The sequence below is a fragment of the Novosphingobium rosa NBRC 15208 genome (genome assembly GCF_001598555.1).
Classification (GTDB): Bacteria; Pseudomonadota; Alphaproteobacteria; order Sphingomonadales; family Sphingomonadaceae; genus Novosphingobium; species Novosphingobium rosa.
Map to the genome: position 1 here is coordinate 1 of NZ_BCZE01000077.1, position 22,374 is coordinate 22,374.

A 22,374-nucleotide genomic window follows, 5' to 3' on the forward strand; every position below is an offset into this window, starting at 1 on the left:
AAATGGTGGAGCCTAGCGGGATCGAACCGCTGACCTCCTGCATGCCATGCAGGCGCTCTCCCAGCTGAGCTAAGGCCCCGTAACCATTTGAACCGAAACATCCCTGGGTGGTTTGTTCCGTCCCTGCCTTCCGGCCGGGCCGCCCCACTAGGAGGCAGGCCCAACCTTGGCAAGAGATTTTTTCGCGAAGCTGTCAGAAAAATGAAAACCCCGCGAAAAACTCTTAAACTTCGTCCGGCTCGTCGTCGTGACCGGCCACGCCCAGATCGTCGTCGCCGCCCAGATCGACGTCATTGTCCGGCGAATCGCCGTCATCGTCGATGTCCAGATCGTCCTCATCCGCCAGATCGCCATCGGGCGTTGCGGATTCCTTCTTCTGGATTTCCTCATAGGGGATGGGCTGCTTGCTCTTGAGCACCGGCTCGGGCGTCCAGGCATAGCCGCATTCGATGCAGGTAACCGGGTCGCTGTTGCCCAGGTCATAAAAGCGGGTGCCGCATTTCGGGCAGCCGTGCTTGGCGCCCCATTCTGGCTTGACCATGCTGTTCCTCACTGATGCCGCCGTTAATCTGGCGGGCCGCGCGCAGAGGCGCGGAAAAATATCGTCATGACGCATTGCGAGAGAAGCGCAAGCCCCCCGAAGCGCGTCGCGCCTTGCCATAGCTGGTTCGCGCTGTCAAAAGCCGCGCGATTGGTGGCCCAACAGCAGATATCTGGTGACGGGGCCCCTCCCTGTCAACGCCGACCAGAAAGATCGCCCGTGAGCCATTCCAGCCAGCCCCGCCCCCACACCTTCACCGCTGGCGGGGCGCTGAAAGGCACGATCCGCGTGCCCGGCGACAAGTCGATCAGCCACCGCTCGATCATGCTGGGCGCGCTGGCCATCGGCGAGACCCGCGTGACGGGCCTGCTGGAGGGCGAAGATGTGATGTCCACCGCCGCCGCGATGCGCGCCATGGGCGCGACCATCGAAAAGCAGCCGGACGGCGAATGGGTGATCAACGGCGTGGGCGTGGGCGGCTTGCTCCAGCCCGAAACCGCGCTGGACATGGGCAATTCGGGCACCTCGACGCGCCTGCTGATGGGGCTGGTGTCCAGCCATGCCATCACCGCCACCTTTGTGGGCGATGCCAGCCTGTCGAAGCGCCCGATGGGCCGGGTGATCGATCCGCTCTCCAGCATGGGCGCGCAGTTCACGGCCTCCGAGGGTGGCCGCCTGCCCCTCACGATGCAGGGCGCCCAGCCCGCCGTGCCGATCACCTACCGCCTGCCGGTGGCCAGCGCTCAGGTGAAGAGCGCGATTCTGCTGGCCGGGCTCAACACGCCGGGCATCACTACGGTGATCGAGCCCGTCCCCACCCGCGACCATTCCGAACGCATGCTCCAAGGTTTCGGCGCCGATCTCACGGTCGAAGAGGAGAATGGGGAACGCGTGATTCGCATCCGTGGCGAGGCCAATCTGACCGGCCAGACCATCACCGTCCCCGGCGACCCCTCCTCCGCCGCCTTCTTCATCGTGGCCGCGCTGATCGTGCCGGGCAGCGATGTGCTGATCGAGAACGTCGGCCTCAACCCCACCCGCGCCGGGATCGTCACCGTGCTACGCCAGATGGGCGGCAGCATCGAGGAGGTGAGCCCCCGCATCGTCGGCGGCGAGCCCGTCGCCGATCTGCGCGTGCGCCATTCCGCACTGAAAGGCATCAACGTCGATCCGGCGGTGGTGCCTAGCATGGTCGATGAGTTCCCGGTGCTGTTCGTGGCTGCCGCTCTGGCGGAGGGCCGCACGGTCTGCACCGGGCTTGAAGAGCTGCGCGTCAAGGAATCGGACCGCATCACAGTGATGCGCGAGGCGCTCGAACTGGCCGGCGCCACCCTGCACGAAACCGAGGACGGCATGGTGATCGACGGCACGGCGGGCGCGCCTCTGCCTGGCGGCAACAAGGCCCCGGTCGTCACCCATCTGGACCACCGCATCGCCATGAGCATGGCCGTGGCCGGTCTGGCCAGCACCGGCGGCGTGGCGATCGACGATGTCAGCCCCATCGCCACCAGCTTCCCCAATTTCATGCCGCTGATGGCCGGGTTGGTCGCGGCTTGAGCGCGCCAGGCGCCCTGCATGAGGCGCCCCTGCGGACAAGCATGTGGGCGGACCTCGCCCCAGGAATAAGGATTCTGTGATGATTATCGCCGTCGATGGCCCCACGGCCTCGGGCAAGGGCACGATTGCCAAGGCTCTGGCCGCGCATTTCAACCTGCCGCATCTCGATACGGGCCTGCTGTATCGCGCGGTGGGGCGACAGGTGGCGCTCGATGGCGGCAATCCGGACGATGCGGGCGATGCGCTGGCCGCCTGCTCCTTCCCCGATTCGCTGCTGGAGGATCCCGAACTGCGCAGCGAGGCCAGCGGCGGTCTGGCGAGTCGCGTCTCGGTGCATCCTGCGGTGCGGCAGGCGCTCTATGACCGCCAGCGGGCCTTTGCCACGCAGGCAGGCGGCGCGGTGCTGGACGGGCGCGACATCGGCACGGTGATCGCGCCAGAGGCCCCCGCCAAGCTGTTCATCGTCGCCAGCGTGGACGCCCGCGCCCAGCGCCGTTTTCTGGAAATGCAGGCCCAGGGCCGCGCCATCACGCTGGAGGAGATCGCCGCTGATCTGGAAGCCCGCGACCGCCGCGACCGGGAACGCGCCGAAGCGCCGCTGCGCGCGGCTGACGATGCCGTGACGCTCGACACCTCGGATCTGGGCAAGGATGCCGCCATCGCCGCAGCCATCGCCCTGGTGGACAAAGCCTTCGCCTGAACCTTTGGCGCCTGAAAGGAAATGGCGGGGTTTTCACCCCGCCATCCCTGCGTCGATCTCAACCCTGAGACATCTCAGGAATGAACCATCTTACTGATGGAATTTGGCCTGCCCTTCGTTGTTCTGCACGGGCTTGGGCTTGGGGTGATGGCGATGCTTGGCCTTCTTGGGATGGTGGCGGCGCCATTCGGCCGCTTCCAGCTTGTGCAGACGCGAGCTGAGCGCGGTGATCTGATCGCCATTGGCCTGAGCGGCATTCGCCGTGGCCTGCGCCTGCTGGGCCGCAGCACCGGCACCCTGCGCCGCGCTGCCCGCCGCATCGGCGGAACCCTGTGCGCGCTGAGCCGCAGCACCGGCCGCATCGGCGCTACCCTGGGCGCGGGCCGCATCGGCCTGGCCCTTCTGGCCTTCGACGAAAGCCTGATCGGCGCGTGCCTGCGCCCGCTTCACCGAACCCGTGGTGGCGCAACCGCCAAGAGCCAGCGAACCGGCCACCACGATCAACGCGAACTTGCCAAAATGTGCCTTCATAAGGTCGTATCCTCTTGTGACAGAATGTCGCGAACCGTCGTAAGAATGGCACCCGCCAGCCTAGCCCGAACATGAACGAGCAACAAAACGCGGGATCAGATGCCCCGTTACAAAGATGAACCGAGATTTTCGGGGGCGAATCATCGGGAATCGCTCAATCGACGGCCCCAAACCCGCCTATTTCCTTGCGTTTCATGCCGGATTGGCTTAGTGCGCGGCCCGTTCCGACCGGCGTGAGTCTGTCGGAATACCCATGACGGCATACGGCCCCATGGGTGGTTCGGCCCTTTTTGGCCCATCTGCCGCATGGTGTGGCAGCTGGAGGAAAGACCGGCGGAGACAACCGCCTGGCCGGAAACATCGACACCAAGGACTCTTTTATGAGCACCCCCTCGCGCGACGATTTTGCCGCGCTTCTTGATGAAACCCTGGGCGGCGCCGCCGCCGGCGGCTTTGAAGGCCGCGTGGTCAAGGGCACCATCACCGCCATCGAAAACGACAAGGCCGTCATCGACGTGGGCCTGAAGAGCGAGGGCCGCGTGGCCCTGCGCGAATTCGCCGCCCCCGGCCAGCCGCATGGCCTGAAGGTCGGCGACGAAGTCGAGGTTTACGTTGACCGCGTCGAGAACGCCGAAGGCGAAGCCATGCTGTCGCGCGACCGTGCGCGCCGCGAAGCCGCCTGGGACAAGCTCGAGAACGAGTTCGGCGAAGGCAAGCGCGTTGAAGGCGTGATCTTCGGCCGCGTGAAGGGTGGCTTCACCGTCGATCTCGACGGCGCCGTAGCCTTCCTGCCCGGTTCGCAGGTCGACATCCGCCCCGTGCGTGACGTCACCCCGCTGATGGACGTGCCGCAGCCCTTCCAGATCCTGAAGATGGACCGTCGCCGCGGCAACATCGTCGTGTCGCGCCGCGCCGTGCTGGAAGAGACCCGCGCCGAGCAGCGTTCGGGCCTGATCCAGAACCTGGCCGAAGGCCAGATCATCGATGGCGTCGTCAAGAACATCACCGATTACGGTGCGTTCGTGGACCTGGGCGGCATCGACGGCCTGCTGCATGTCACCGACATGAGCTACAAGCGCGTCAACCACCCGAGCGAAGTGATCGCCATCGGCGACACCGTCCGCGTGCAGATCGTCCGCATCAACCACGACACGCAGCGCATCAGCCTCGGCATGAAGCAGCTTGAGTCGGATCCGTGGGATGGCGTGGCCGCCAAGTACCCCGTCGGCGCCAAGCTGCGCGGCACCGTCACCAACATCACCGAATACGGCGCCTTCGTGGAGCTGGAGCCCGGCATCGAAGGCCTGGTTCACGTTTCGGAAATGTCCTGGACCAAGAAGAACGTCCACCCCGGCAAGATCGTCTCGACCTCGCAGGAAGTCGACGTGCTGGTGCTGGAAGTCGATTCGGACAAGCGCCGCATCTCGCTCGGCCTCAAGCAGGCCCAGCAGAACCCCTGGGAAGCTTTCGCCGAGCGTCACCCCGTCGGTTCGACCGTCGAGGGCGAAGTCAAGAACGCGACCGAATTCGGTCTGTTCATCGGCCTGGATGGCGACGTGGACGGCATGGTCCACATGTCGGACATCGCCTGGGGCATCTCGGGTGAAGACGCGCTGGCCCTGCACCGCAAGGGTGAGCAGGTTTCGGCTGTCGTTCTCGACGTCGATGTCGAGAAGGAGCGCATCTCGCTCGGCATGAAGCAGCTCGAGAAGGGCGCTCCGGCCGCTGGCGGCGTGGCCGCTTCGGGCTCGAACCTGAAGCGCAACGAAGTCGTCACCGTGACGGTTCTGGAAGTGCGCGATGGCGGTCTGGAAGTCCAGGCTGGCGAAGATGGTGCCACCGGCTTCATCAAGCGTTCGGACCTGGGTCGCGACCGCGACGAGCAGCGCCCCGACCGTTTCCAGGCCGGTCAGAAGATCGACGCCATGGTCACCGGTTTCGACCGCTCGAAGAAGCCCAGCTTCTCGATCAAGGCGCGTCAGCTGCACGAAGAGAAGGAAGCTGTGGAACAGTACGGTTCCTCGGATGCCGGCGCTTCGCTGGGCGACATCCTGGGCGCCGCTCTGAAGGGCGCCAAGTAAGCTTTAACGCTTACCGGCACCTTCAGGCCGCAGCCTGAAACAGAAGACCCGCCCGGACATGCTCCGGGCGGGTTTTTCTTTGGCCAGAGCATGCTTATAGTGGCCGTCATGCAAGCCAGCTGCCAATGCGGCGCCCTGAGCGCCACCCTGCCCGGCCCCTGTGACCAGATCGTCGCCTGCCACTGCCGCGCCTGCCAGAGGCGCAGCGGATCGCCCTTCGGCGTGGTGGCCTATTATCCGGCGGATCAGATCGCCCTGACCGGGGAGCCCTCCTCCTACACTCGCATCGCGGACAGCGGGGGCAGCTTCACCACCTTCTTCTGCCCCACCTGCGGCACGACCCTGTGGTGCACCATCGACCTCAAGCCCGGCATGATCGGCATCCCCGTGGGCACCATCGAGGAGAAGATCGGCTTTGCCCCCGTCCGCTCGGTCTGGGAGGAGAGCATGCATCCATGGGTGACCCTGCCCGCCGACATCCCCCATTATCCCAAAGGACGCGCGTCATGACCCCACCGCTGACAGTGCACCAGTTCCCCTGCCTCTCCGACAATTACGGCTTCCTGCTGCATGACAAGGCCAGCGGCGAAACCGCCGCCATCGACACGCCCGATGGCGAGGAATACCTGCGTCAGGCCGGGTTGAAGGGCTGGCGCATCACCCAGATCTGGAACACCCACTGGCACAAGGACCACGCCGGCGGAAACCTGACGATCAAGCAGGCCACCGGCGCCACCATCACCGCCCCCGCCGGAGACGCCGCCAGGATCGAGGGCGTGGATCGCACGGTGGATCAGGGCGACACGGTTTCACTGGGCGGCTTCACAGGCCATGTCATCAATGTGGGCGGCCATACGCTGGGCCATATCGCCTACCATCTGCCCGAGGCGGGAATCGCCTTCGTGGGCGATTCGCTGTTCGCTCTGGGCTGCGGGCGGATGTTCGAGGGCACGCCGCAGCAGTTCTGGGCCAGCCTCTCGCGCCTGAAGGCCCTGCCCGCGCAGACGCAGATCTATTGCGCGCATGAGTACACACAGTCGAACGCACGTTTCGCGGTGCATGCCGATCCGGAGAATGGCGCTCTGGCGGATTACGCGGCGGCGGTGGATGCGGCGCGGTCGGCAGGCCGGGCCACGGTGCCCTTCGTGCTGGAGCGCGAGCTGGAAACCAATCCGTTCCTCAGAGCCGACGACAGCGCTTTGGCGGAGCGTTGGGGGGGCGGAGATGCCGTGACGGTGTTCGCTGCGCTCAGAGAGGCTAAGAACTCGTTTTAAGAGAAAAGGAAGATGCGAGGGGGTTACCCCCTCGCGCTCCCAGAACGTCTTCCGACGATAGGGGCGTGGCACCCGATCCTTGTGCCTGACCTGTCCACCTGCACCACCTGGGGCGCCGCAGGCATGAAAGCCAATAGGACTCGCTGTAGTTTCCTGCCTGCGGCGCAGCAAACTGAGCGCAAGGCCGAACCCGATGCGCAACGTAGACATTCATGGGAGCGCGAGGGGATAATCCCCTCGCATTTCCCTTCTGACTTTCTGACCCCCGAAACGAAAAAACCCCCGCCAAACGGCGAGGGCTTTTCACGTTCGCAAACCGAGCGACAAATCAGATCGAAGCGATCGCCTCGTCTACCTGGGCCTTGTCGTTGGCAGCAGAATAACCGCCAGCGATCAGGCCGCGCGCGGCGCTGGTCGCGGCCTCGGCGGCCTTGACGCGCAGCTGGGCGACGGCGCCACGCTCGGCGGCCTCGATCTTCTCGGAGGCCATCTTCTCGCGGCGGGCGATCACCTCGGTGGTGTCGGCCTCGGCCTTGGCGACGATGGCTTCCGCCTCCGCCTTGGCGTGAGCGAGCATGGCCGCCGCGTCCTTCTCGGCGTTGGCGATGCGCGTGGCGTATTCGGCCTTCAGCGCCTCGGCGTCGGCGCGCAGCGCCTTAGCTTCGTCAAGCTGCTTGCGGATCTCGGCAATGGAATTGTCGAGGCCCTTGGTCAGCACGCCCGGCACCTTGAGCACCAGCATGACGACGATCAGCACCGCCATGGAGAGCGCCACCCACATCGGCGGGGTCAGGCCCAGCGCGGTGGGTTCGGCGGCTTCGCTGGCGGCTTCGGCCAGAACGATCAGGCTCAGGTCAGCCATGGAGAGCTTCCTTCACAGCGGCGCGGGCGGAGTCTTCGCCCACGGTGATACCGGCCAGACGCTGGGCGATGTCGCCAGCGGCCTGAGCGGCCACGGTTTCGATTTCGGCCATGGCGCTGGTCACGGCGGCACCGATGCGCGCTTCGGCATCGGCGACGCGGGCGTCGATGACGCTGGCGGCGGCGTGCAGGCGGGCTTCGGAGGCCTGAGCGGCATCGTGCTTGGCGGCGGCGATCAGGGCGTGGGCCTGGGCGCGCTGCTGGGCGGCGGTGGCCTGCCAACCGGCATCGGCACCTTCGGCGGCGCGGCGGGCAGCCTCGGCGTGAGCGAGATCGGCGGCGATCTGGCTGTCACGGGCGGCCATGGTTTCCATCACCTTGGGCACCATGCCCTTGCCGATGACGAAAAACACGAAGCCGAAGAAAATCAGCACCCAGAAGATCTGGCTGGCATAGGTTTCGGCGAGCTGGGATATCTGGGGCATCGTCAGTGTCCGGTGTCGTAGGCGCCTGATCCGCATCAGGAGATTCCTGGGGGATTTCAGCGCAGGCGTAAGCCGGGGAAGCTGGATAGAAAGGAGCCGGGGCGTGCAGGGGAAACCCGCAAGCCCCGGCCCTTTTCGAACCTGCTTAGGCGACGAAGATCAGGATCATCGCGACGACGAACGACAGCAGACCCAGAAGTTCGGCGGCGGCGAAGCCGATGAACAGGCGGCCCTGCTGGCCGTCGGCAGCGCCGGGGTTGCGCAGAGCGCTTTCCAGGAACGAACCGAAGACGTTACCCACGCCGATGGCGGCGATACCGGCACCGATGGCGGCCAGACCGGCACCGACGAGCTTGGCGGCAGTTGCGTCCATTTCAGTAACTCCTTGTTTCGTAAATTCTTGCAGGTTGAACAGTAACTTAGTGAAGATTCTCGGCGTCGTTGAGATACAGCGAGGTCAACAGCGCGAAAACATAGGCCTGAATGCCGGCGACCAGGATTTCCAGGGCGCAGATGGCAATCATCAGAAGGAAGCTGGGCAGACCCACCACGCCGCCCCACAGCAGGCCCGAATTGGCCGAGCTGATGACGAAGCTGGAGAGCACCTCAAGCAGAACGTGGCCAGCCATCATCGCGACGAAAAGACGCAGCGCGAGAGAGAAAGGACGCACGAGGAACGAGATCAGCTCGATGATCGGGATCAGCCACAGCAGCCACACCGGCGTGCCATGCGGCACGAAGAGGCTGAAGAAATGCAGCTTGTGCTTGGCGAAGCCGACGATCAGCACGATCGAGAAAGACAGGATCGCCAGCACGCCCGTGACCGAGAAGTGGCTGGTGAAGGTGAAGGGATGCACGCCAAGCAGGCTCAGCGGCAGCAGGCCCAGAATGTTGGCGAACAGGATGAACATGAACAGCGAGAAGATGTAAGGCACATACTTCTTGCCATTGGGGCCGATGTTGGCGGCCAGCAGGCCATCGATGAAGCCGGTCATGGTCTCGACCGCCATCTGCCAGCGGCCGGGCACCAGCGCACGCTTCATGCCGCCTTGCACGAAAACCCACAGCGCGATGGTGGTGATCGCCATCCACAGCGCGGAATTGGTGAAGGCAATGTTGTGACCGGCGATGGCCCAATGATCGGTGCCGAAAAGCGGCTCGATCTTGAACTGCGCCATGGGATCGACACGACCGTGTTCCGCCACGTTTTACGCCCTCATACCTATGTGGGCCCTGCCCGAGGGTGGCTGAAAATGCCGCTTGCGAGGCATTGTCCTGCCGCCGATCGCCCGCTCCTGTGCGAGAGATCAGCCCTGAGAAGAGCCGGAAATCCGGAAGATGTTTCTGAAAGCGACAAAAGCGCCGAGCGCCATCACCACCAGCAGACCCCAGTGCGACTTCCTCCCAATGGCCTGGTCAATGACCCAGCCAATGAAAGCTCCGCCGCCGATCCCCCCGATCAGCTCGGCCAGAACACGGCTTCCCATGCGGTAATTCGCATCGGCCTCCGCGCCCGCCGTCGGCTTGGTCCGCGCTTCCTCGCGCTCGCGTACGGCTTTGATCCGTTCGTCGATCGCTGTCATGCGCTGGTCTTCGCCAACAGGGTTCCGTGCGTTTGTATCGTCTTCCATGTCTTTCGTCCCGGCCACTAAGGCCCTGAGGCGTGTAACACATGGGCAACGCTCGCCCGCCCGGGGCGCTGTGGCCCTTAAGCGGGGGGTGCATCCAAGTCAACCGCCCGTGGCGGTCGGTTCGGGGTCGAAAGTGGGATGCGGGGCGGCGGATGCAAGGGGCGCGGCGCGGCAGCAAGCAAATAAATTGCCGGAAAGCGACTGATTCCCGGCCCTTCAAGGGGGTTTCGGCAAGGGAAAGCGGCGCGCAAGGAGTTGTAAACGCTTTGCACAGCTGATGACAATTTCGCGGCAAAGCCATGACGCGGCCCGCCGCAGAAAAGCCCGATGCCAGCCTTGCCTGTCTATGGCGAACTGGCTCGCAGCCCCATACGCGAATCGCCCGATTGCCGTTCATGCTGGCAACCGGGCGATGCACTGTGTTTACAAAAGCTGACGATCAGCCGGGGCAGCGCGCATCCCGCAGCGGCTTGTCTCCGCCGCGCGTGTGCCACTGGCCATCGGTGCCCATGTACTTCTCGCCGGGGCTGGTCTTCTCGATCAGGTTACAGCCGGTGGTGAAGGCATAGGCCTCGATCGTCACGCCCTGCTCCTTGGCGTGCTGGGCATAGACCGACTTGCGCTTGATGTTGAGATCCTCGACCATGCGGGCCACCGGCGCGGGCGCCGCGCCCACCGTGCCGAGATAGCCGGTGGGCAGCTCACCCACCTGCCCCGCCGAGCGCGCGGCGGCATAGGCCGGATCGCGGTCCTGCGCGGAGGCGGGCGCGCTCAGGGCAACAGCCGCCAGAGCAGCAGCAATCATGAAACCCTTGGCCATCAGAAGATATCCTTGTTCTTGTCCACCGTCTGCTGGACATCGGGCGCCAGCTTGTAGACCACATCCTGTTCGATCTTGATGTTCAGCTCGATAACGATCGCCTTGTCGGGCGCGTTGAGCGTGATGCACCCTGCCACCATCACCGAGCCTGCCATCACAGCCGCCAGCGCGCAAGCGCGTCGCCCGAGAGCGGGGTTCCTGAGTGCCCGACGGGTCGCGTCGCGCGCGGCGAAGCTGATGCTCTTCATGGACGATGCTCGCTGACTGGAGGCTGAATGCCGGTGGGTTGAGGGGGTTGTGCCGGATTTGCGGCAGGCTGAGAAGGCCCAGGCGACGAAGTCGTTGGCGCGACAGGTTTACCATCGGCACCCACCAGACCCACGCTGCGCGGATCGGCCACGGCCTTGGCGTCATAGAGGCTGCGCACCGAACCGATCAGACTGTAGAAAGGCGCGCGCAGGTTGACGTTGAACTGGATCGGCAGCTTGCCGATCTGCTTGGTCAGGAAATTGCGCGAGGCCTTCTTGCCCTGCGTCAGACCGCGCAGTTCAACCCGACTGACCAGTTCACCGGCCAGATCGCCGTTCATATCGATGCGCATCTGCTGATATTTGAGATCGCGCAGCGTGCGGAACGCGAAATTGGCCGTGGGCGAGAGGTTCTTGTAGGTCAGCGCGCCGATATAGGCCACCGTGCCGCCCGGCGGCCGCGCCGTGAGGTAACCGGCCACCACATGGCCGCCCTTGTCGTCGAAGACCAGCGGCAGATGGCCATCGAACAGGCCCGTCGCGTTCAGATTCGACATGTCCATATGGGCGAGGAATTCCGCCGCATCGATCCCCTCGACATCGAGCGAGAACTTGCGCGCCTCCACCTCGCCGAAGCGCAGCACGAAGGGCTCCATCCACATGCGCCCGTTGAGGAAGGGCCATTCGGCGCGGCTGACGCGCAGCTGGCGGTTGGGCTCCAGCGCGAAGATCACATCGCCATTGTCGGCCTCGATGCCGGGATTGATCGCGCCCACTGTGACATGCTGGTTGGGCGCGGTGACCATGTTCAGCAGATCGGTGAAGGTCACCGTGCCCTTCACGCCGCGCACGGGGCCCGCCGCGCTGGCGAAATCGAAGCCCTCACTGGAAACATGGCCGCTGGAACGAATACGCCCGCCCGCCCATGCGATATGCGCGTCGGCACTCAGCACGCCAGAGGCATCGGCGATCATACCGGTGCTCAGCTTGCTGATGTCCTGCGGCTGCAGCCCCTTGTCGAAGCGCAGCGCGGGGGCTTTGGCATCCAGCGTGCCGCGCGAGGCGGAGAGATCATGCGTCAGGCTGACCTGCGCCAGCACGCGGTCGCTGGCGGCGGAGCGCACCTCACCCTGCGCCGAGAAGACGCCCTTCACCAGCTTCGCCGCCACATCGCGCGCCACCAGCGGCTGGAACCGCGCATCGGGCGGCGTCACGCCGGGGCGAACCGGAGGCAGACGGTCGGAGACGGCCAGCGAAGCGCCATCCATCACCAGCGCGCCATCGGCCCAGCGCCACGGGCTGTTGAAAGCGCCGATGTCCATCGTCAGCGCGGCCAGAGCCAGCGAACCGCCCTCTGCCGTGCCATGGATCCCTGCCGGGTCGCGCAATTCGGCGGTCAGCCTGTCGATATGCGCGCGGGTGGTGTCGGCCCCGCCGCCCAGCGTGAGGGCGATATCCTGCACCTGCGCATGCCGCTCGCCGAGCGTGAGCGCGCCGGTGGCGACATGCAGCGCCTCGCCCGAGAGCGTGCCCACCAGCGACAGATTGGGCACGCTGGCGCCCCAGTGGAGCGCGCTGCGGCCCACGGCGAGCACGGCGCGCGGGGCGCCCTCGCCCGGGCAGAGATCGAAGCTGCCCGCCGCAAGATCGAGCGAAGAGAAGGTGGCCCCGGCATAATGCACCGGCGCGCAGGCACGGCCCAGCACCAGACCATCGCGCGCAGTCCAGTCGCCCGCAATCGGCAGGCCCAGTTCGCGCACCGATCCGCCCGGCACCGCGCCCGAGACCAGCACCTGACCCGCCAGCGCCACGCGCCCGCCGCGCTCCTCGATATGCAGCGCGGGCACGGTGATCGCCGCGCCATCGGCGGCCCATGGCGCAATCGCCAGCTGGGCGCTCTGCCCGCCGCCGCGCGCGCCGCCAGTTATTGGGGCCACGCGCAGATTGACCGTGGGCAGATCGCCGCCGGTCAGCGCCAGATTGCCGGTCAGCCCGCCGCCGTTCACCATCAGGCGCGAGCCCTCAAGATGCGCGCGCGGGCCAGACCAGCGCGCCGTGGGGATGACCAGGCTGAAGCCGCGATCGCCGCGGCGCATGGTCCAGCTGCCTTTCAGCTTGCTGCTCTGCCCCTCATGCATCAGCCCCGCCGAGAGCCGCGCCAGCAGCGGCGCGACCAGCGTGCCCTGCGTCGACTGCCGCCAGCCGGCCAGCGTGGCCATCACCTGCGAATCGGGCGTGACGCCCTCTCCGGTGAAGCCGCCCTCGGCGGTCAGATGGTCGAAATCCGCGTCGCCGCTGATGCGCCCGTCGACGCCGATCCGGCGCGCCGCGATGCCCGGCAGATTGACGCCCTGCCCCGCCAGCTCCCAGCCCGCCGCGATGCGCCCATGGCGCATGGTCAGCTGGGCATGGCCGCCCAGCGCCCGGGCCGCGCCGGTGCTGGTGGTCAGATGGACCGGCGCCAGATCGAGCAGCACCTCGCCGCCCGAAAGATTGGCATCGCCCCTGGCATCGATGGCGACGCGCGCCGGGTCCAGCTTCAGGCCCTTGAGATTGCAATGCAGCCCGGTGAGATCAAGCGGCCCGGTCAGCCGGGGCTTGCCCTGCGCCACCGACAGGCGGCCATCCAGACTGGCCCCGCCCTCGCAGCCCTGCCCCGCCAGATGCGGCGCACGCAAAGCCAGCGTTCCGGCGAAACCGTTGCGCAGATGCCCCGCCCCTGCCGCCGTCAGCGCGGCGACGCCCGCAGGCGTTTCGAAACGCGCCTGCGCATCGCGCAGCACCAGCTCCACATTGGGCAGGCCCGAAGGCCCCGAGGAGGAGGACAGCAGCCGGTCCAGCTCGCCCAGCGTCAACTTGCCGTTCCGCCAGCGCCCGGCCAGCCGCACATGCTCCAGCGTGACGCGGCCAAGGCCCTTGATGTCGCTGCCGGTCGAAACCTCGATGTCCAGCCGCCCGGCGGTGAAATCGGGATGGGCCGGATCGCCCACGCTGACATCGGCCAGTTCGATGTGAGTCGCGCCCACCTCGGCCACGCGGTAGCGCGCGGGCAGTTTCCACGCCTCAAGCTGGTGATCGATCAGCTTTTTAGCGATGGCATCGCGCCAGATCCAGCCCGCGCCCAGCGCCAGCACCAGAACGGCGCTGACCCCGCCCGCGCTCATCAGCGCGCGGCGGCGCCAGCGTGAGCGCGCAGGAACAGCCACGTCGGGCTCGCCCGCCATGTTATCCTGTTCATCAGTCTGGGTATTGCCCCCGAGATCGATCATTCTCGCCCTCTTGCGCGAGAGGCCGCCGAAAGGCAATGCTTGTCCTACCGGCATAGCTATGGGGCGGGCGGCAGCGGCGATGGATGAAGCAGACAGACTGCGTGATGCGAGACCCCATCCCGAATTGTTCGAGGATGCCTTCGCGGCGATGGCATCGCCAAGGCCCGAAGTGCCCGCAACAAAAGCGGAAAAACCCAAAGAGGCCGCCACCACCGAGGGCCACCGCGGCCGCTTGCGCAAGCGCCTGCTGGAGGGCGGCGCGGAGGCTTTGGCCGATTACGAGATCCTGGAATATCTCCTCGCCACCGCCATCCCGCGCCGGGATACGAAGCCGCTGGCCAAGGCGCTGATCGCCCGCTTCGGATCGCTGGCCGGCGTGTTCAACGCCGATCCCGGAGCGCTGGTGGGCCACCCCGGCATGGGCGAGACCAGCGCGGCGGCGGTGCGGATCGTCTCGCTGGCCACACGCCGATTGGCCCGCACGCGGGCCTCAGAAAAGCCGCTGCTCGATACGTGGAGCAAGCTGATCGAGTATCTCACAATCGATATGGCGCATCTCTCCGTGGAGCGGGTGCGGGTGCTGTATCTGGACCTCAAGAACCGCCTGATTCGCGACGAGCATGTCGCCGACGGCAGCATCGACGAAGCCGCCATCCACCCGCGCGAGGTGATCCGCCGGGCGCTGGATCTGGGCGCGGCGGCGCTGATTCTGGTGCACAACCACCCCTCCGGCAACCCCGAGCCCAGCCGCGCCGATATCCAGATGACCAACCGAATTGCCGAGGCGGGCAGGTTGCTGTCGATCACGGTGCATGACCACATCATCATCGGGCGTGAGGGGCATGTCTCGCTGCGGGCGAAGGGGTTGATTTGAGGGGTTTAGGAAGGAAGTTAAGATGCGAGGGCCATCGCCCTCGCGCTCCCTTTACTGTCTGCGTTGCGCCCCGACTAAGCCGAGGCGCGCGTATTCAGGGCGCAACAGGCTTTGGCGCTCAAAGGGCATTCAATGATTGCCTGCGGCGCATCGATGGAGCGCCGTCCCTGTGCCATCTCTAAATGCAGTCATTCCAAATGGGACGACATTGCAGGCACTCTGCCTGCATGTCATCTTGGAGTAATGAAGCTCATTGAGAAATTCTCCAGCCCAGATGCCAGGCGCGAGTTATGCCTTTATCCGCGACCCGATAGGCTATTCTGGTTTGAGGAAACCTACGAGGCATTTAACCAATTTATGGGGCATTATTGGCGTCCGGGCGCTTAGTCTGGATTACACGCGGATGAGATTACCGCGAGAGCTGAAATTCATACCGCCATTCCATGGTTGCGTAAAAAGGATGAATAACCGCTCCCCAAACTTTGCGGCCATCCCCCTTCCGCGAAGCGGCATAAAATAGCAGCGACATCGCGCCCAACGCCGAACCCAAAGCGCAAACGCTGACAAAAAAGGGATTGCAAAGGGCGATGGCCCTTTGCCCGCCGGAGGCAAACCCCAAAAACCCGACTCCAACCTTGCCTTTCGCGCCTTCTCCCCCTAGCGCCCGGCGCAATTCCTTGCCCATTCGGAGAGCGCCCATGGTCCCTCGTTATGCCCGGCCCCAGATGACCGCCATCTGGGAAGCAGAAGCCCGCTACAAGATCTGGTTCGAGATCGAGGCGCATGCCACGCAGAAACTGGGCGAGCTGGGCGTCGTTCCCGCCAGCGGCCCCAAGGCCCTGTGGGACTGGTGGGCGACCAACCCCTCCATCGACGTTGCCGCCATCGACGCCAAGGAAGCCATCCTCAAGCATGACGTGATCGCCTTCCTCGACTGGGTGGCCGAGCAGGTCGGCCCCGAGGCGCGCTTCATGCATCAGGGCATGACCAGCTCGGACGTGCTGGACACCACGCTGGCCGTGCAGCTGGCCCGCGCCGCCGACATTCTGATCGCCGACGTTGATCTGCTGCTCGAAGCCATCAAGCGCCGCGCTTTCGAGCACAAATACACCCCCACCATCGGCCGCAGCCACGGCATCCACGCTGAGCCGACCACCTTCGGCAAGAAGCTGGCCGAGGCCTATGCCGAGTTCACCCGCAACCGCGCCCGTCTGGTCGCCGCGCGTGAGGACATCGCCACCTGCGCGATTTCGGGCGCTGTGGGCACCTTCGCCAACATCGATCCCTCGGTCGAGGTCTATGTGGCCGAACAGATGGGCCTGTCGGTGGAGCCCGTTTCCACGCAGGTGATCCCGCGTGACCGCCATGCGATGTTCTTCGCCACGCTGGGCGTGGTCGCCAGCAGCATCGAGCGTCTGGCCGTGGAAATCCGCCATCTGCAGCGCACCGAGGTTCTGGAGGCCGAAGAGTATTTCTCGCCCGGCCAGAAGGGCTCGTCGGCGATGCCGCACAAGCGCAACCCGGTGCTGACCGAAAACCTGACGGGTCTGGCCCGCGTGGTGCGCGGCGCCGTGACCCCCGCGCTGGAAAATGTGGCGCTGTGGCATGAGCGCGATATCTCGCATTCTTCCGTGGAGCGCTTCATCGGCCCGGATGCCACCATCACGCTGGACTTTGCCCTCGCCCGCCTCACCTCGGTGGTCGACAAGCTGGTGGTCTATCCCGAGCGCATGCAGAAGAACCTCGACCGCATGGGCGGTCTGGTTCACTCGCAGCGCGTGCTGCTGGCGCTGACGCAAGCCGGTCTGGAGCGCGATGCCTCCTACCGTCTGGTGCAGCGCAACGCGATGAAGGTGTGGGAGAGCGATGGCCAGCTTTCGCTGCTCGAACTGCTCAAGGCCGATCCCGAAGTCTCGGCCAAGATGACCGACGCGGAGCTGGAAGAGCGCTTCAACCTCGATTACCACTTCAAGGCGGTGGATGTGATCTTCGATCGCGTCTTCGGCAAGTAAGCTGAAACGGGGCGGGGTCTGGCCGCAAGGCACCCCGCCCTTTTCTTTACACGCAATCGCGCCTAGCATCCCCTCCCGGGCCCACAGGGTCATGGGTCGTAAGGCACGCAGACTGGTTATTGGAAGGGGTCACCCATGCAGTTCATCCGCACCGCTCTGGCGGTTATCGCCGGGATCGTCCTGCTGATCTTTTCGGTCAACAACTGGAAGCCGGTCGAGGTGCGGATCTGGGACACGCTGGTGCTGGACACCAAGCTGCCCGCCGTGGTGGTGGTCTCCTTCCTGCTGGGTCTGGTGCCGATGTGGCTGATTTCCAAGGCCGGGCGCTGGCGTTTGAAGCGCCGCATCCAGACGCTGGAAAATGCCGTGCTGGCCGCCAGCCAGACGGTGATCGCGCCATCCGCCCCCGCTCACGAACCAGAGCCCACCCCTGCTGTCGATCTCAGCAAATAATTTCATCGGACAAGAACCCATGCACAGCAACCCGCTCTATCTCGCCCTGGACCTGCCCCGCCTCGATGCCGCCGAAGCCTTGGCGCGCAAGGTGAAGGCGCATATCGGCGGGATCAAGCTGGGGCTGGAGTTCTTCTGCGCTCATGGCCATCACGGCGTGCATGAGCTGGCCAAGATCGGCCTGCCGATCTTCCTCGACCTCAAGCTGCATGACATTCCCAACACGGTGGCGGGCGCGATGCAGGCGATCCATGTGCTGCAGCCCAGCATCGTGACGATCCATGCCGCCGGTGGCCGCGCCATGATGGAGGACGCCAAGGCCGCCGCTGGCGAGCATACCAAAGTGGTCGCCGTCACCGTGCTGACCAGCCTGGACGATGGCGATCTGGCGGGCATTGGCGTGAACAGCAATGCTCACGATCAGGCTTTGCGTCTGGCCGATCTGGCGCAGAGCGCGGGGATCGACGGCATTGTTTGCTCGGGCCACGAAGTGGGCGCCGTGAAGGAGCGCTGGAAGGACGGCTTCCTGGTGGTGCCCGGCCTGCGCCCCGCCGATGGCGTGCTGGGCGACCAGAAGCGTTCGGTCACCCCGCGCGCCGCGCGCGATGCCGGGGCCAGCGTGCTGGTGGTGGGCCGACCCATTTCTCGCGCGGAAGACCCGCTGGCCGCCGCCCGCGCCATTGAGGGGACGCTGTGAACGACGTCCGGCTCGCCAAGGCCGATGATCTGCCCGCGCTCAAGGCGCTGGTGGAAAGCGCCTATCGCGGCGATGCGGCACGCGGCGGCTGGACTCACGAGGCCGATCTGCTCGAAGGTGAGCGCATCACCGCCGAAGACCTCGCCGCGCAGCTGGCGGAGCCCGCCATGCGCGTGCTGGTGCTGCCCGGCGAGGATGGGACGCTGCCCGCCACGATCAGCATCACCGATCTGGGAGAAGGCGTGGCCTATCTCGGCATGTTCGCTGTCGATCCCGCGCTTCAGGCGGGCGGCATCGGGCGGCGGATGATCGCGGCGGCGGAGGACTGGGCCCGGAACGAGTTCGGCGCACACACCATGCGGATGACGGTGATCTCCAACCGCGTCGAGCTGATCGCCTGGTATATCCGTCGCGGTTATGTGGACACAGGGCGCACCAGCCCCTTCCCGATCCCGGAGATCACGCATCTTTCGATGGTGGTGCTGGAAAAGCCTCTGCGTTAAGGGGGCGGCATGAACGCTCCCCTCATCAAGATCTGCGGCCTGTCCACCAGCGAGAGCATCGATGCCGCTCTGGCCGCAAAGGCCAGCCATATCGGCCTGGTGTTCTTCCCCAAGAGCCCGCGCAATGTCTCCATCGAGCAGGCCGCCGCCCTGGCGCTGCATGCGCGCGGGCGGGCGAAGGTGGTGGGGCTTTTCGTCGATCCCGAGGATGCGCTGCTCTCCAGCGTGCGCGCTTCGGTGCCGCTCGATATCCTGCAACTGCATGGCAAGGAGGCCCCGGCCCGCGTTGCAGACATCCGAGCGGCGCATGGGCTGGAAATCTGGAAAGCCATTGGCGTGCGCAAGACCGCCGATCTGGAAGCGGCCCAGCCCTATGTCGGCGCGGCAGGCAGCATCCTTTACGATGCCAAGCCGCCCGAAGGCTCGCTGCTGCCCGGCGGCACCGGCCTGCGCATCGACTGGGGGCTGATGCGGGGCTGGCGCCATCCGCTGCCCTGGCTGCTGGCAGGCGGGCTCGATCCGGCCAATGTGGCCGAGGCCATGAGCATCACCGGGGCCACCGGCGTGGACGTGTCCTCGGGCGTGGAAAGCGCGCCCGGCGTGAAGGATTTGGCCAAGATCGCCGCGTTCTGCCGCGCTGCTCTGGCCTGAAAACGGCAAGAGGCGGCCGGATGGAACCGACCGCCTCCCTCGCGACCCGCCCGCGACCAACGCGGGGGGCTAGCGCTATTTTTTTGGCCGCATCGTTCCTGCGAAAAACCGGTTACCACTTTTTCGCACGATGCTCCCGGTCACATCAGAACTTGATACCGGCGCCGACCAGCACCTGATTGTTCTGGTTGCTGTCATTGCCGTTGAAGATGTGACGGTATTCCACCTTGCCGTAGTAAGGGCCGAAGCTGTGCTCCACGCCGCCGCCCAGATGGGCGCCGTCCTGGTAGCTGCTGCCATAGCTGTAACCGCTGATGACATAGAGCTTGTCCTTGGGCGTGGCATGGATACCGAAGCGCGCGCTGGTCGAGCCCACGGCATTGGCGCGGCTGACCAGGGTCTTGTCGATGGCCTGCTCGACACCGATGAACGCGCCGCCCGGCAGATTGTAGTCATAGCCGATGGCACCACCGATGGTGCCCTTTGCGGCCTGACCGTCCTGCCAGTTGACGCCGGAACGGATTTCAGCGCGGACGTCGCCTGCTTCGCCAGCGAAGGCGGGGGCAACGAAGGCACCCACGGAGAGCGCTGCCGCTGCTGCGATGAGAACCTGACGCATAGTAGTAACTCCCTGATAATATAGGCATTTAACGCCTGACAACCGTTTGCGCCACGCCGGCTGTCACATGACTGAATGTCATTTTCATATTCCAGTCATATTTGTCGCATTGCAGCATGAAAGGCGCGCAATTCCGCCATTGAGGCAGGCGCTGCCGTAAATGTCGCAATCTGTTCAGATGGTTCGCGGCGATTTTACCGTTGCGCAGGTGCAACAGGTCTTTGACGGTCTGGACAGACGCGCGCGCGCATGGCAGGCGCTGATCCCACTATGAACGCCACCACGCCCAACTCATTCCGCAATCAGCCTGACGAACGCGGCCATTTCGGTCAGTTCGGCGGCCGATACGTCGCCGAAACGCTGATGCCGCTGATTCTGGACCTTGAGGCCGAATATAAGCGCGCCAAGGCCGATCCGGCTTTTCAGGCCGAGTTCGACGATCTGCTCGAACATTATGTCGGCCGCCCCAGCCCGCTGTATTTCGCGCCCCGGCTGACGGAAGAGCTTGGCGGCGCCCAGATCTGGTTCAAGCGTGAAGAGCTGAATCACACCGGCGCCCACAAGATCAACAATTGCATCGGCCAGATCCTGCTGGCGATCCGCATGGGCAAGACGCGCATCATCGCGGAAACCGGCGCGGGCCAGCATGGCGTGGCCACCGCAACGGTTTGCGCGCGTTTCGGCATCCCCTGCGTGATCTATATGGGCGCGCTGGACGTTGAGCGGCAGAAGCCCAACGTCTTCCGCATGAAGCTGCTGGGCGCGCAGGTGGTGCCGGTCGAATCGGGCGCCCGCACCCTGAAGGATGCGATGAACGAGGCGCTGCGCGACTGGGTCGCCAATGTGCATGACACCTTCTACATCATCGGCACCGCCGCCGGTCCGCACCCCTATCCAGAGCTGGTCCGCGATTTCCAGAGCGTGATCGGCAAGGAAGCCCGCGCCCAGATGCTCGGCCGCACCGGCAAGCTGCCCGATCTGCTGATCGCGGCGGTGGGCGGCGGCTCGAACGCCATCGGCCTGTTCCACCCCTTCCTCGACGATGCCAGCGTGCAGATGCTCGGCGTGGAGGCGGGCGGCCACGGCGTGGACACCGACCAGCATGCCGCCAGCCTGACCGGCGGCGTGCCCGGCATCCTGCACGGCAACAAGACCTATCTGCTGCAGGACGAGGACGGCCAGATCACCGAGGCCCATTCGATCAGCGCGGGCCTCGACTATCCCGGCATCGGTCCGGAGCACAGCTGGCTGCATGACATCGGCCGCGTGAAATACCTGCCGATCAACGACGATGAAGCCATGCAGGCCTTTCAGGACTGCTGCCGCCTCGAAGGCATCATTCCCGCCCTGGAAAGCGCCCATGCGCTGGCCGCGCTGCCCAAGGTGGCCAAACAGTATGGCAAGGACCAGATCATTCTGGTCAATGTCTCGGGCCGCGGCGACAAGGACATCTTCACCGTCGCCGACAAGCTGGGCACCACGATCTGATGCTTCGCCAGCGCACTCTGATCGTCCTGGCGGTCTTGTGCCTGGCGACCTCGCTGGTCGCGCGGGAGCTGGACCAGCACCTGATCGAAGCCCATGCCACGGTGGCCACCGCTGGCGCCGCCACGCAGGATCCCGGCCTGCCGGCGGCCAAGCTGTGGGCCAATTACAACCATATCTCGCGCAATCCGATCCTGATCGACACGGTCAGCATCGTCTCGCTGGTGCTGGGCGTCAGTTTTGCTCTGGCCGCATTATGGAAACATCTGAAATGACTCGCCTCTCCGCTGCCTTCGCCAAGGGGCGCCCCGCGCTCGTCACCTTCATCACCGGCGGCGATCCCACGCCCTCCGCCACCGGCGCCATCCTCGATGCGCTGGTCGAAGGCGGCGCCGATGTGATCGAGCTGGGCATGCCCTTCACCGATCCCATGGCCGATGGCCCGGCGATTCAGGCGGCCAATCTGCGCTCGCTGGGGGCCGGCACGAAAACGGCGGACATTTTCGCCATCGCCAAGGGCTTCCGCCAGCGCCACCCGGAAATTCCGCTGGTGCTGATGGGCTATGCCAACCCGATGGTCGCGCGCGGCGCCGAGTGGTTCGCCGATGCCTGCGCCGATGCGGGCGTGGACGGCATCATCTGCGTCGATATCCCGGCAGAGGAAGATGGCGAGCTGGGCCCGGCCCTGCGCGCCAAGGGCGTGTCCTTCATCCGCCTGGCGACTCCGACCACCGATGCCGCCCGCCTGCCCGCCGTGCTGGAAGGGTCGAGCGGGTTCCTCTATTACGTCTCGGTCGCCGGGATCACCGGCAAGCAGCAGGCCCAGCTGGCCAGCATCGAGCAGGCCGTTGCGCATCTGAAGTCGGGCACCGACCTGCCCGTGGTCGTCGGCTTTGGCGTGCGCACCCCGGCGCAAGCTGCTGATATTGCTCAGCATGGCGATGGCGTGGTGGTCGGCTCGGCCATCGTCGATCTCATCGCCGAACATGGCGCGCATGCCACCGGACCGGTGCGCGAACTGGTCTCCAGCCTCGCCGCGGCGGTGCATGGCGCCCGCGCGATTTCCGATCTGGCCTGACGCG

The 22,374-nt window shown here is 65.5% G+C and carries 26 protein-coding genes and 1 tRNA gene; 14 read left to right on the forward strand and 13 right to left on the reverse strand.

Features of this window, described 5'->3' with window-relative positions; translation table 11 throughout:
* Positions 1-3: 3 nt before the first annotated feature.
* Together SR3_RS24265 and SR3_RS24270 are read right to left on the reverse strand one after the other, a co-directional pair.
* Positions 4-79, reverse strand: a tRNA-Ala gene (locus SR3_RS24265).
* A 144-nt stretch (positions 80-223) separates the two neighbouring features.
* Entirely contained in the window at positions 224-541 is a 318-nt protein-coding gene (locus SR3_RS24270; protein ID WP_068091772.1) for a TIGR02300 family protein, read from the reverse strand.
* A 219-nt stretch (positions 542-760) separates the two neighbouring features.
* Between SR3_RS24270 and aroA the strand changes: the two genes are divergently transcribed.
* Both aroA and SR3_RS24280 read left to right on the forward strand, forming a co-directional pair.
* Positions 761-2,098 carry a 3-phosphoshikimate 1-carboxyvinyltransferase gene (gene aroA, locus SR3_RS24275; protein ID WP_068091776.1) on the forward strand — a complete coding sequence of 446 codons (1,338 nt, stop codon included), beginning with the start codon at positions 761-763 and terminating at the stop codon, positions 2,096-2,098.
* Positions 2,099-2,177: 79 nt separating this feature from the next.
* Positions 2,178-2,798 carry a (d)CMP kinase gene (locus tag SR3_RS24280; RefSeq protein WP_068091779.1) on the forward strand — a complete coding sequence of 207 codons (621 nt, stop codon included), beginning with the start codon at positions 2,178-2,180 and terminating at the stop codon, positions 2,796-2,798.
* 90 nt (positions 2,799-2,888) lie between these two features.
* On the opposite strand, the gene SR3_RS24285 is transcribed toward SR3_RS24280, so the two are convergent.
* Positions 2,889-3,329, reverse strand: a complete 441-nt coding sequence (locus SR3_RS24285) for a hypothetical protein (protein WP_068091784.1) — start codon at positions 3,327-3,329, stop codon at positions 2,889-2,891.
* A gap of 380 nt (positions 3,330-3,709) precedes the next feature.
* Between SR3_RS24285 and rpsA the strand changes: the two genes are divergently transcribed.
* From rpsA to gloB, 3 genes are all read left to right on the forward strand, one after another.
* Positions 3,710-5,410 (forward strand): 30S ribosomal protein S1, encoded by a 1,701-nt coding sequence (rpsA, locus tag SR3_RS24290; RefSeq protein ID WP_068091877.1) that lies wholly within the window; start codon positions 3,710-3,712, stop codon positions 5,408-5,410.
* 108 nt (positions 5,411-5,518) lie between these two features.
* Entirely contained in the window at positions 5,519-5,920 is a 402-nt protein-coding gene (locus SR3_RS24295) for a GFA family protein (RefSeq protein WP_068091787.1), read from the forward strand.
* Positions 5,917-6,684 carry a hydroxyacylglutathione hydrolase gene (gloB, locus tag SR3_RS24300; protein WP_068091790.1) on the forward strand — a complete coding sequence of 256 codons (768 nt, stop codon included), beginning with the start codon at positions 5,917-5,919 and terminating at the stop codon, positions 6,682-6,684. The genes SR3_RS24295 and gloB overlap by 4 nt, the downstream gene beginning before the upstream one ends.
* A gap of 328 nt (positions 6,685-7,012) precedes the next feature.
* On the opposite strand, the gene SR3_RS24305 is transcribed toward gloB, so the two are convergent.
* The 8 genes from SR3_RS24305 to SR3_RS24340 all read right to left on the reverse strand — a co-directional run bounded on the left by SR3_RS24305 (position 7,013) and on the right by SR3_RS24340 (position 13,998).
* Positions 7,013-7,546 carry a F0F1 ATP synthase subunit B family protein gene (locus SR3_RS24305; RefSeq protein ID WP_174549186.1) on the reverse strand — a complete coding sequence of 178 codons (534 nt, stop codon included), beginning with the start codon at positions 7,544-7,546 and terminating at the stop codon, positions 7,013-7,015.
* Entirely contained in the window at positions 7,539-8,030 is a 492-nt protein-coding gene (locus SR3_RS24310) for a F0F1 ATP synthase subunit B family protein (protein ID WP_068091793.1), read from the reverse strand. Before SR3_RS24310 ends, SR3_RS24305 begins: the two co-directional genes overlap by 8 nt.
* Before the next feature lie 145 nt (positions 8,031-8,175).
* Entirely contained in the window at positions 8,176-8,403 is a 228-nt protein-coding gene (locus tag SR3_RS24315) for a F0F1 ATP synthase subunit C (RefSeq protein ID WP_068091796.1), read from the reverse strand.
* Between the two features lie 46 nt (positions 8,404-8,449).
* Positions 8,450-9,235 carry a F0F1 ATP synthase subunit A gene (locus SR3_RS24320; RefSeq protein WP_068091799.1) on the reverse strand — a complete coding sequence of 262 codons (786 nt, stop codon included), beginning with the start codon at positions 9,233-9,235 and terminating at the stop codon, positions 8,450-8,452.
* A gap of 102 nt (positions 9,236-9,337) precedes the next feature.
* Positions 9,338-9,661, reverse strand: coding sequence for an AtpZ/AtpI family protein (locus tag SR3_RS24325; protein ID WP_068091808.1), 324 nt, complete (start codon positions 9,659-9,661; stop codon positions 9,338-9,340).
* Positions 9,662-10,100: 439 nt separating this feature from the next.
* Entirely contained in the window at positions 10,101-10,481 is a 381-nt protein-coding gene (locus SR3_RS24330) for a YdbL family protein (protein WP_245654083.1), read from the reverse strand.
* Positions 10,481-10,729, reverse strand: coding sequence for a YnbE family lipoprotein (locus SR3_RS32520; protein WP_068091810.1), 249 nt, complete (start codon positions 10,727-10,729; stop codon positions 10,481-10,483). The genes SR3_RS24330 and SR3_RS32520 overlap by 1 nt, the downstream gene beginning before the upstream one ends.
* A complete protein-coding gene (locus tag SR3_RS24340) occupies positions 10,726-13,998 on the reverse strand; it encodes a YdbH domain-containing protein (protein WP_068091813.1) in 3,273 nt (1,090 codons plus the stop codon). Before SR3_RS24340 ends, SR3_RS32520 begins: the two co-directional genes overlap by 4 nt.
* Before the next feature lie 79 nt (positions 13,999-14,077).
* On the opposite strand from SR3_RS24340, the gene radC reads away from it, so the two are divergent.
* The gene (gene radC, locus SR3_RS24345; protein ID WP_245654084.1) at positions 14,078-14,872 is read left to right on the forward strand and encodes a RadC family protein; all 795 of its coding nucleotides are present in this window, start codon (positions 14,078-14,080) and stop codon (positions 14,870-14,872) included.
* A 409-nt stretch (positions 14,873-15,281) separates the two neighbouring features.
* On the opposite strand, the gene SR3_RS24350 is transcribed toward radC, so the two are convergent.
* Entirely contained in the window at positions 15,282-15,557 is a 276-nt protein-coding gene (locus SR3_RS24350) for a hypothetical protein (protein ID WP_157099089.1), read from the reverse strand.
* Between the two features lie 13 nt (positions 15,558-15,570).
* Between SR3_RS24350 and purB the strand changes: the two genes are divergently transcribed.
* From purB to SR3_RS24375, 5 genes are all read left to right on the forward strand, one after another.
* Positions 15,571-16,884: an adenylosuccinate lyase gene (gene purB / locus SR3_RS24355; RefSeq protein WP_068091821.1), complete on the forward strand. Its 1,314-nt coding sequence runs from the start codon at positions 15,571-15,573 to the stop codon at positions 16,882-16,884.
* Between the two features lie 135 nt (positions 16,885-17,019).
* Complete coding sequence (locus SR3_RS24360; RefSeq protein WP_068091827.1) at positions 17,020-17,337, forward strand: lipopolysaccharide assembly protein LapA domain-containing protein; 318 nt, start codon at positions 17,020-17,022, stop codon at positions 17,335-17,337.
* A 19-nt stretch (positions 17,338-17,356) separates the two neighbouring features.
* Positions 17,357-18,034, forward strand: a complete 678-nt coding sequence (gene pyrF, locus SR3_RS24365) for an orotidine-5'-phosphate decarboxylase (RefSeq protein ID WP_068091829.1) — start codon at positions 17,357-17,359, stop codon at positions 18,032-18,034.
* On the forward strand, positions 18,031-18,537 hold the full coding sequence (locus tag SR3_RS24370) for a GNAT family N-acetyltransferase (protein WP_068091831.1): 507 nt from the start codon (positions 18,031-18,033) through the stop codon (positions 18,535-18,537). Before pyrF ends, SR3_RS24370 begins: the two co-directional genes overlap by 4 nt.
* A gap of 9 nt (positions 18,538-18,546) precedes the next feature.
* The gene (locus tag SR3_RS24375; protein WP_068091834.1) at positions 18,547-19,188 is read left to right on the forward strand and encodes a phosphoribosylanthranilate isomerase; all 642 of its coding nucleotides are present in this window, start codon (positions 18,547-18,549) and stop codon (positions 19,186-19,188) included.
* A gap of 145 nt (positions 19,189-19,333) precedes the next feature.
* Here the strand turns inward: SR3_RS24375 and SR3_RS24380 are convergent, their stop codons facing one another.
* Entirely contained in the window at positions 19,334-19,807 is a 474-nt protein-coding gene (locus SR3_RS24380; RefSeq protein WP_068091837.1) for a hypothetical protein, read from the reverse strand.
* A gap of 270 nt (positions 19,808-20,077) precedes the next feature.
* On the opposite strand from SR3_RS24380, the gene trpB reads away from it, so the two are divergent.
* The 3 genes from trpB to trpA are packed head-to-tail and all read left to right on the forward strand — an operon-like array spanning position 20,078 to position 22,370.
* Complete coding sequence (trpB, locus tag SR3_RS24385; RefSeq protein ID WP_068091847.1) at positions 20,078-21,295, forward strand: tryptophan synthase subunit beta; 1,218 nt, start codon at positions 20,078-20,080, stop codon at positions 21,293-21,295.
* Positions 21,295-21,567 (forward strand): hypothetical protein, encoded by a 273-nt coding sequence (locus tag SR3_RS24390; RefSeq protein WP_068091850.1) that lies wholly within the window; start codon positions 21,295-21,297, stop codon positions 21,565-21,567. The genes trpB and SR3_RS24390 overlap by 1 nt, the downstream gene beginning before the upstream one ends.
* The gene (gene trpA / locus SR3_RS24395; protein ID WP_068091852.1) at positions 21,564-22,370 is read left to right on the forward strand and encodes a tryptophan synthase subunit alpha; all 807 of its coding nucleotides are present in this window, start codon (positions 21,564-21,566) and stop codon (positions 22,368-22,370) included. Before SR3_RS24390 ends, trpA begins: the two co-directional genes overlap by 4 nt.
* Positions 22,371-22,374 lie beyond the last annotated feature (4 nt).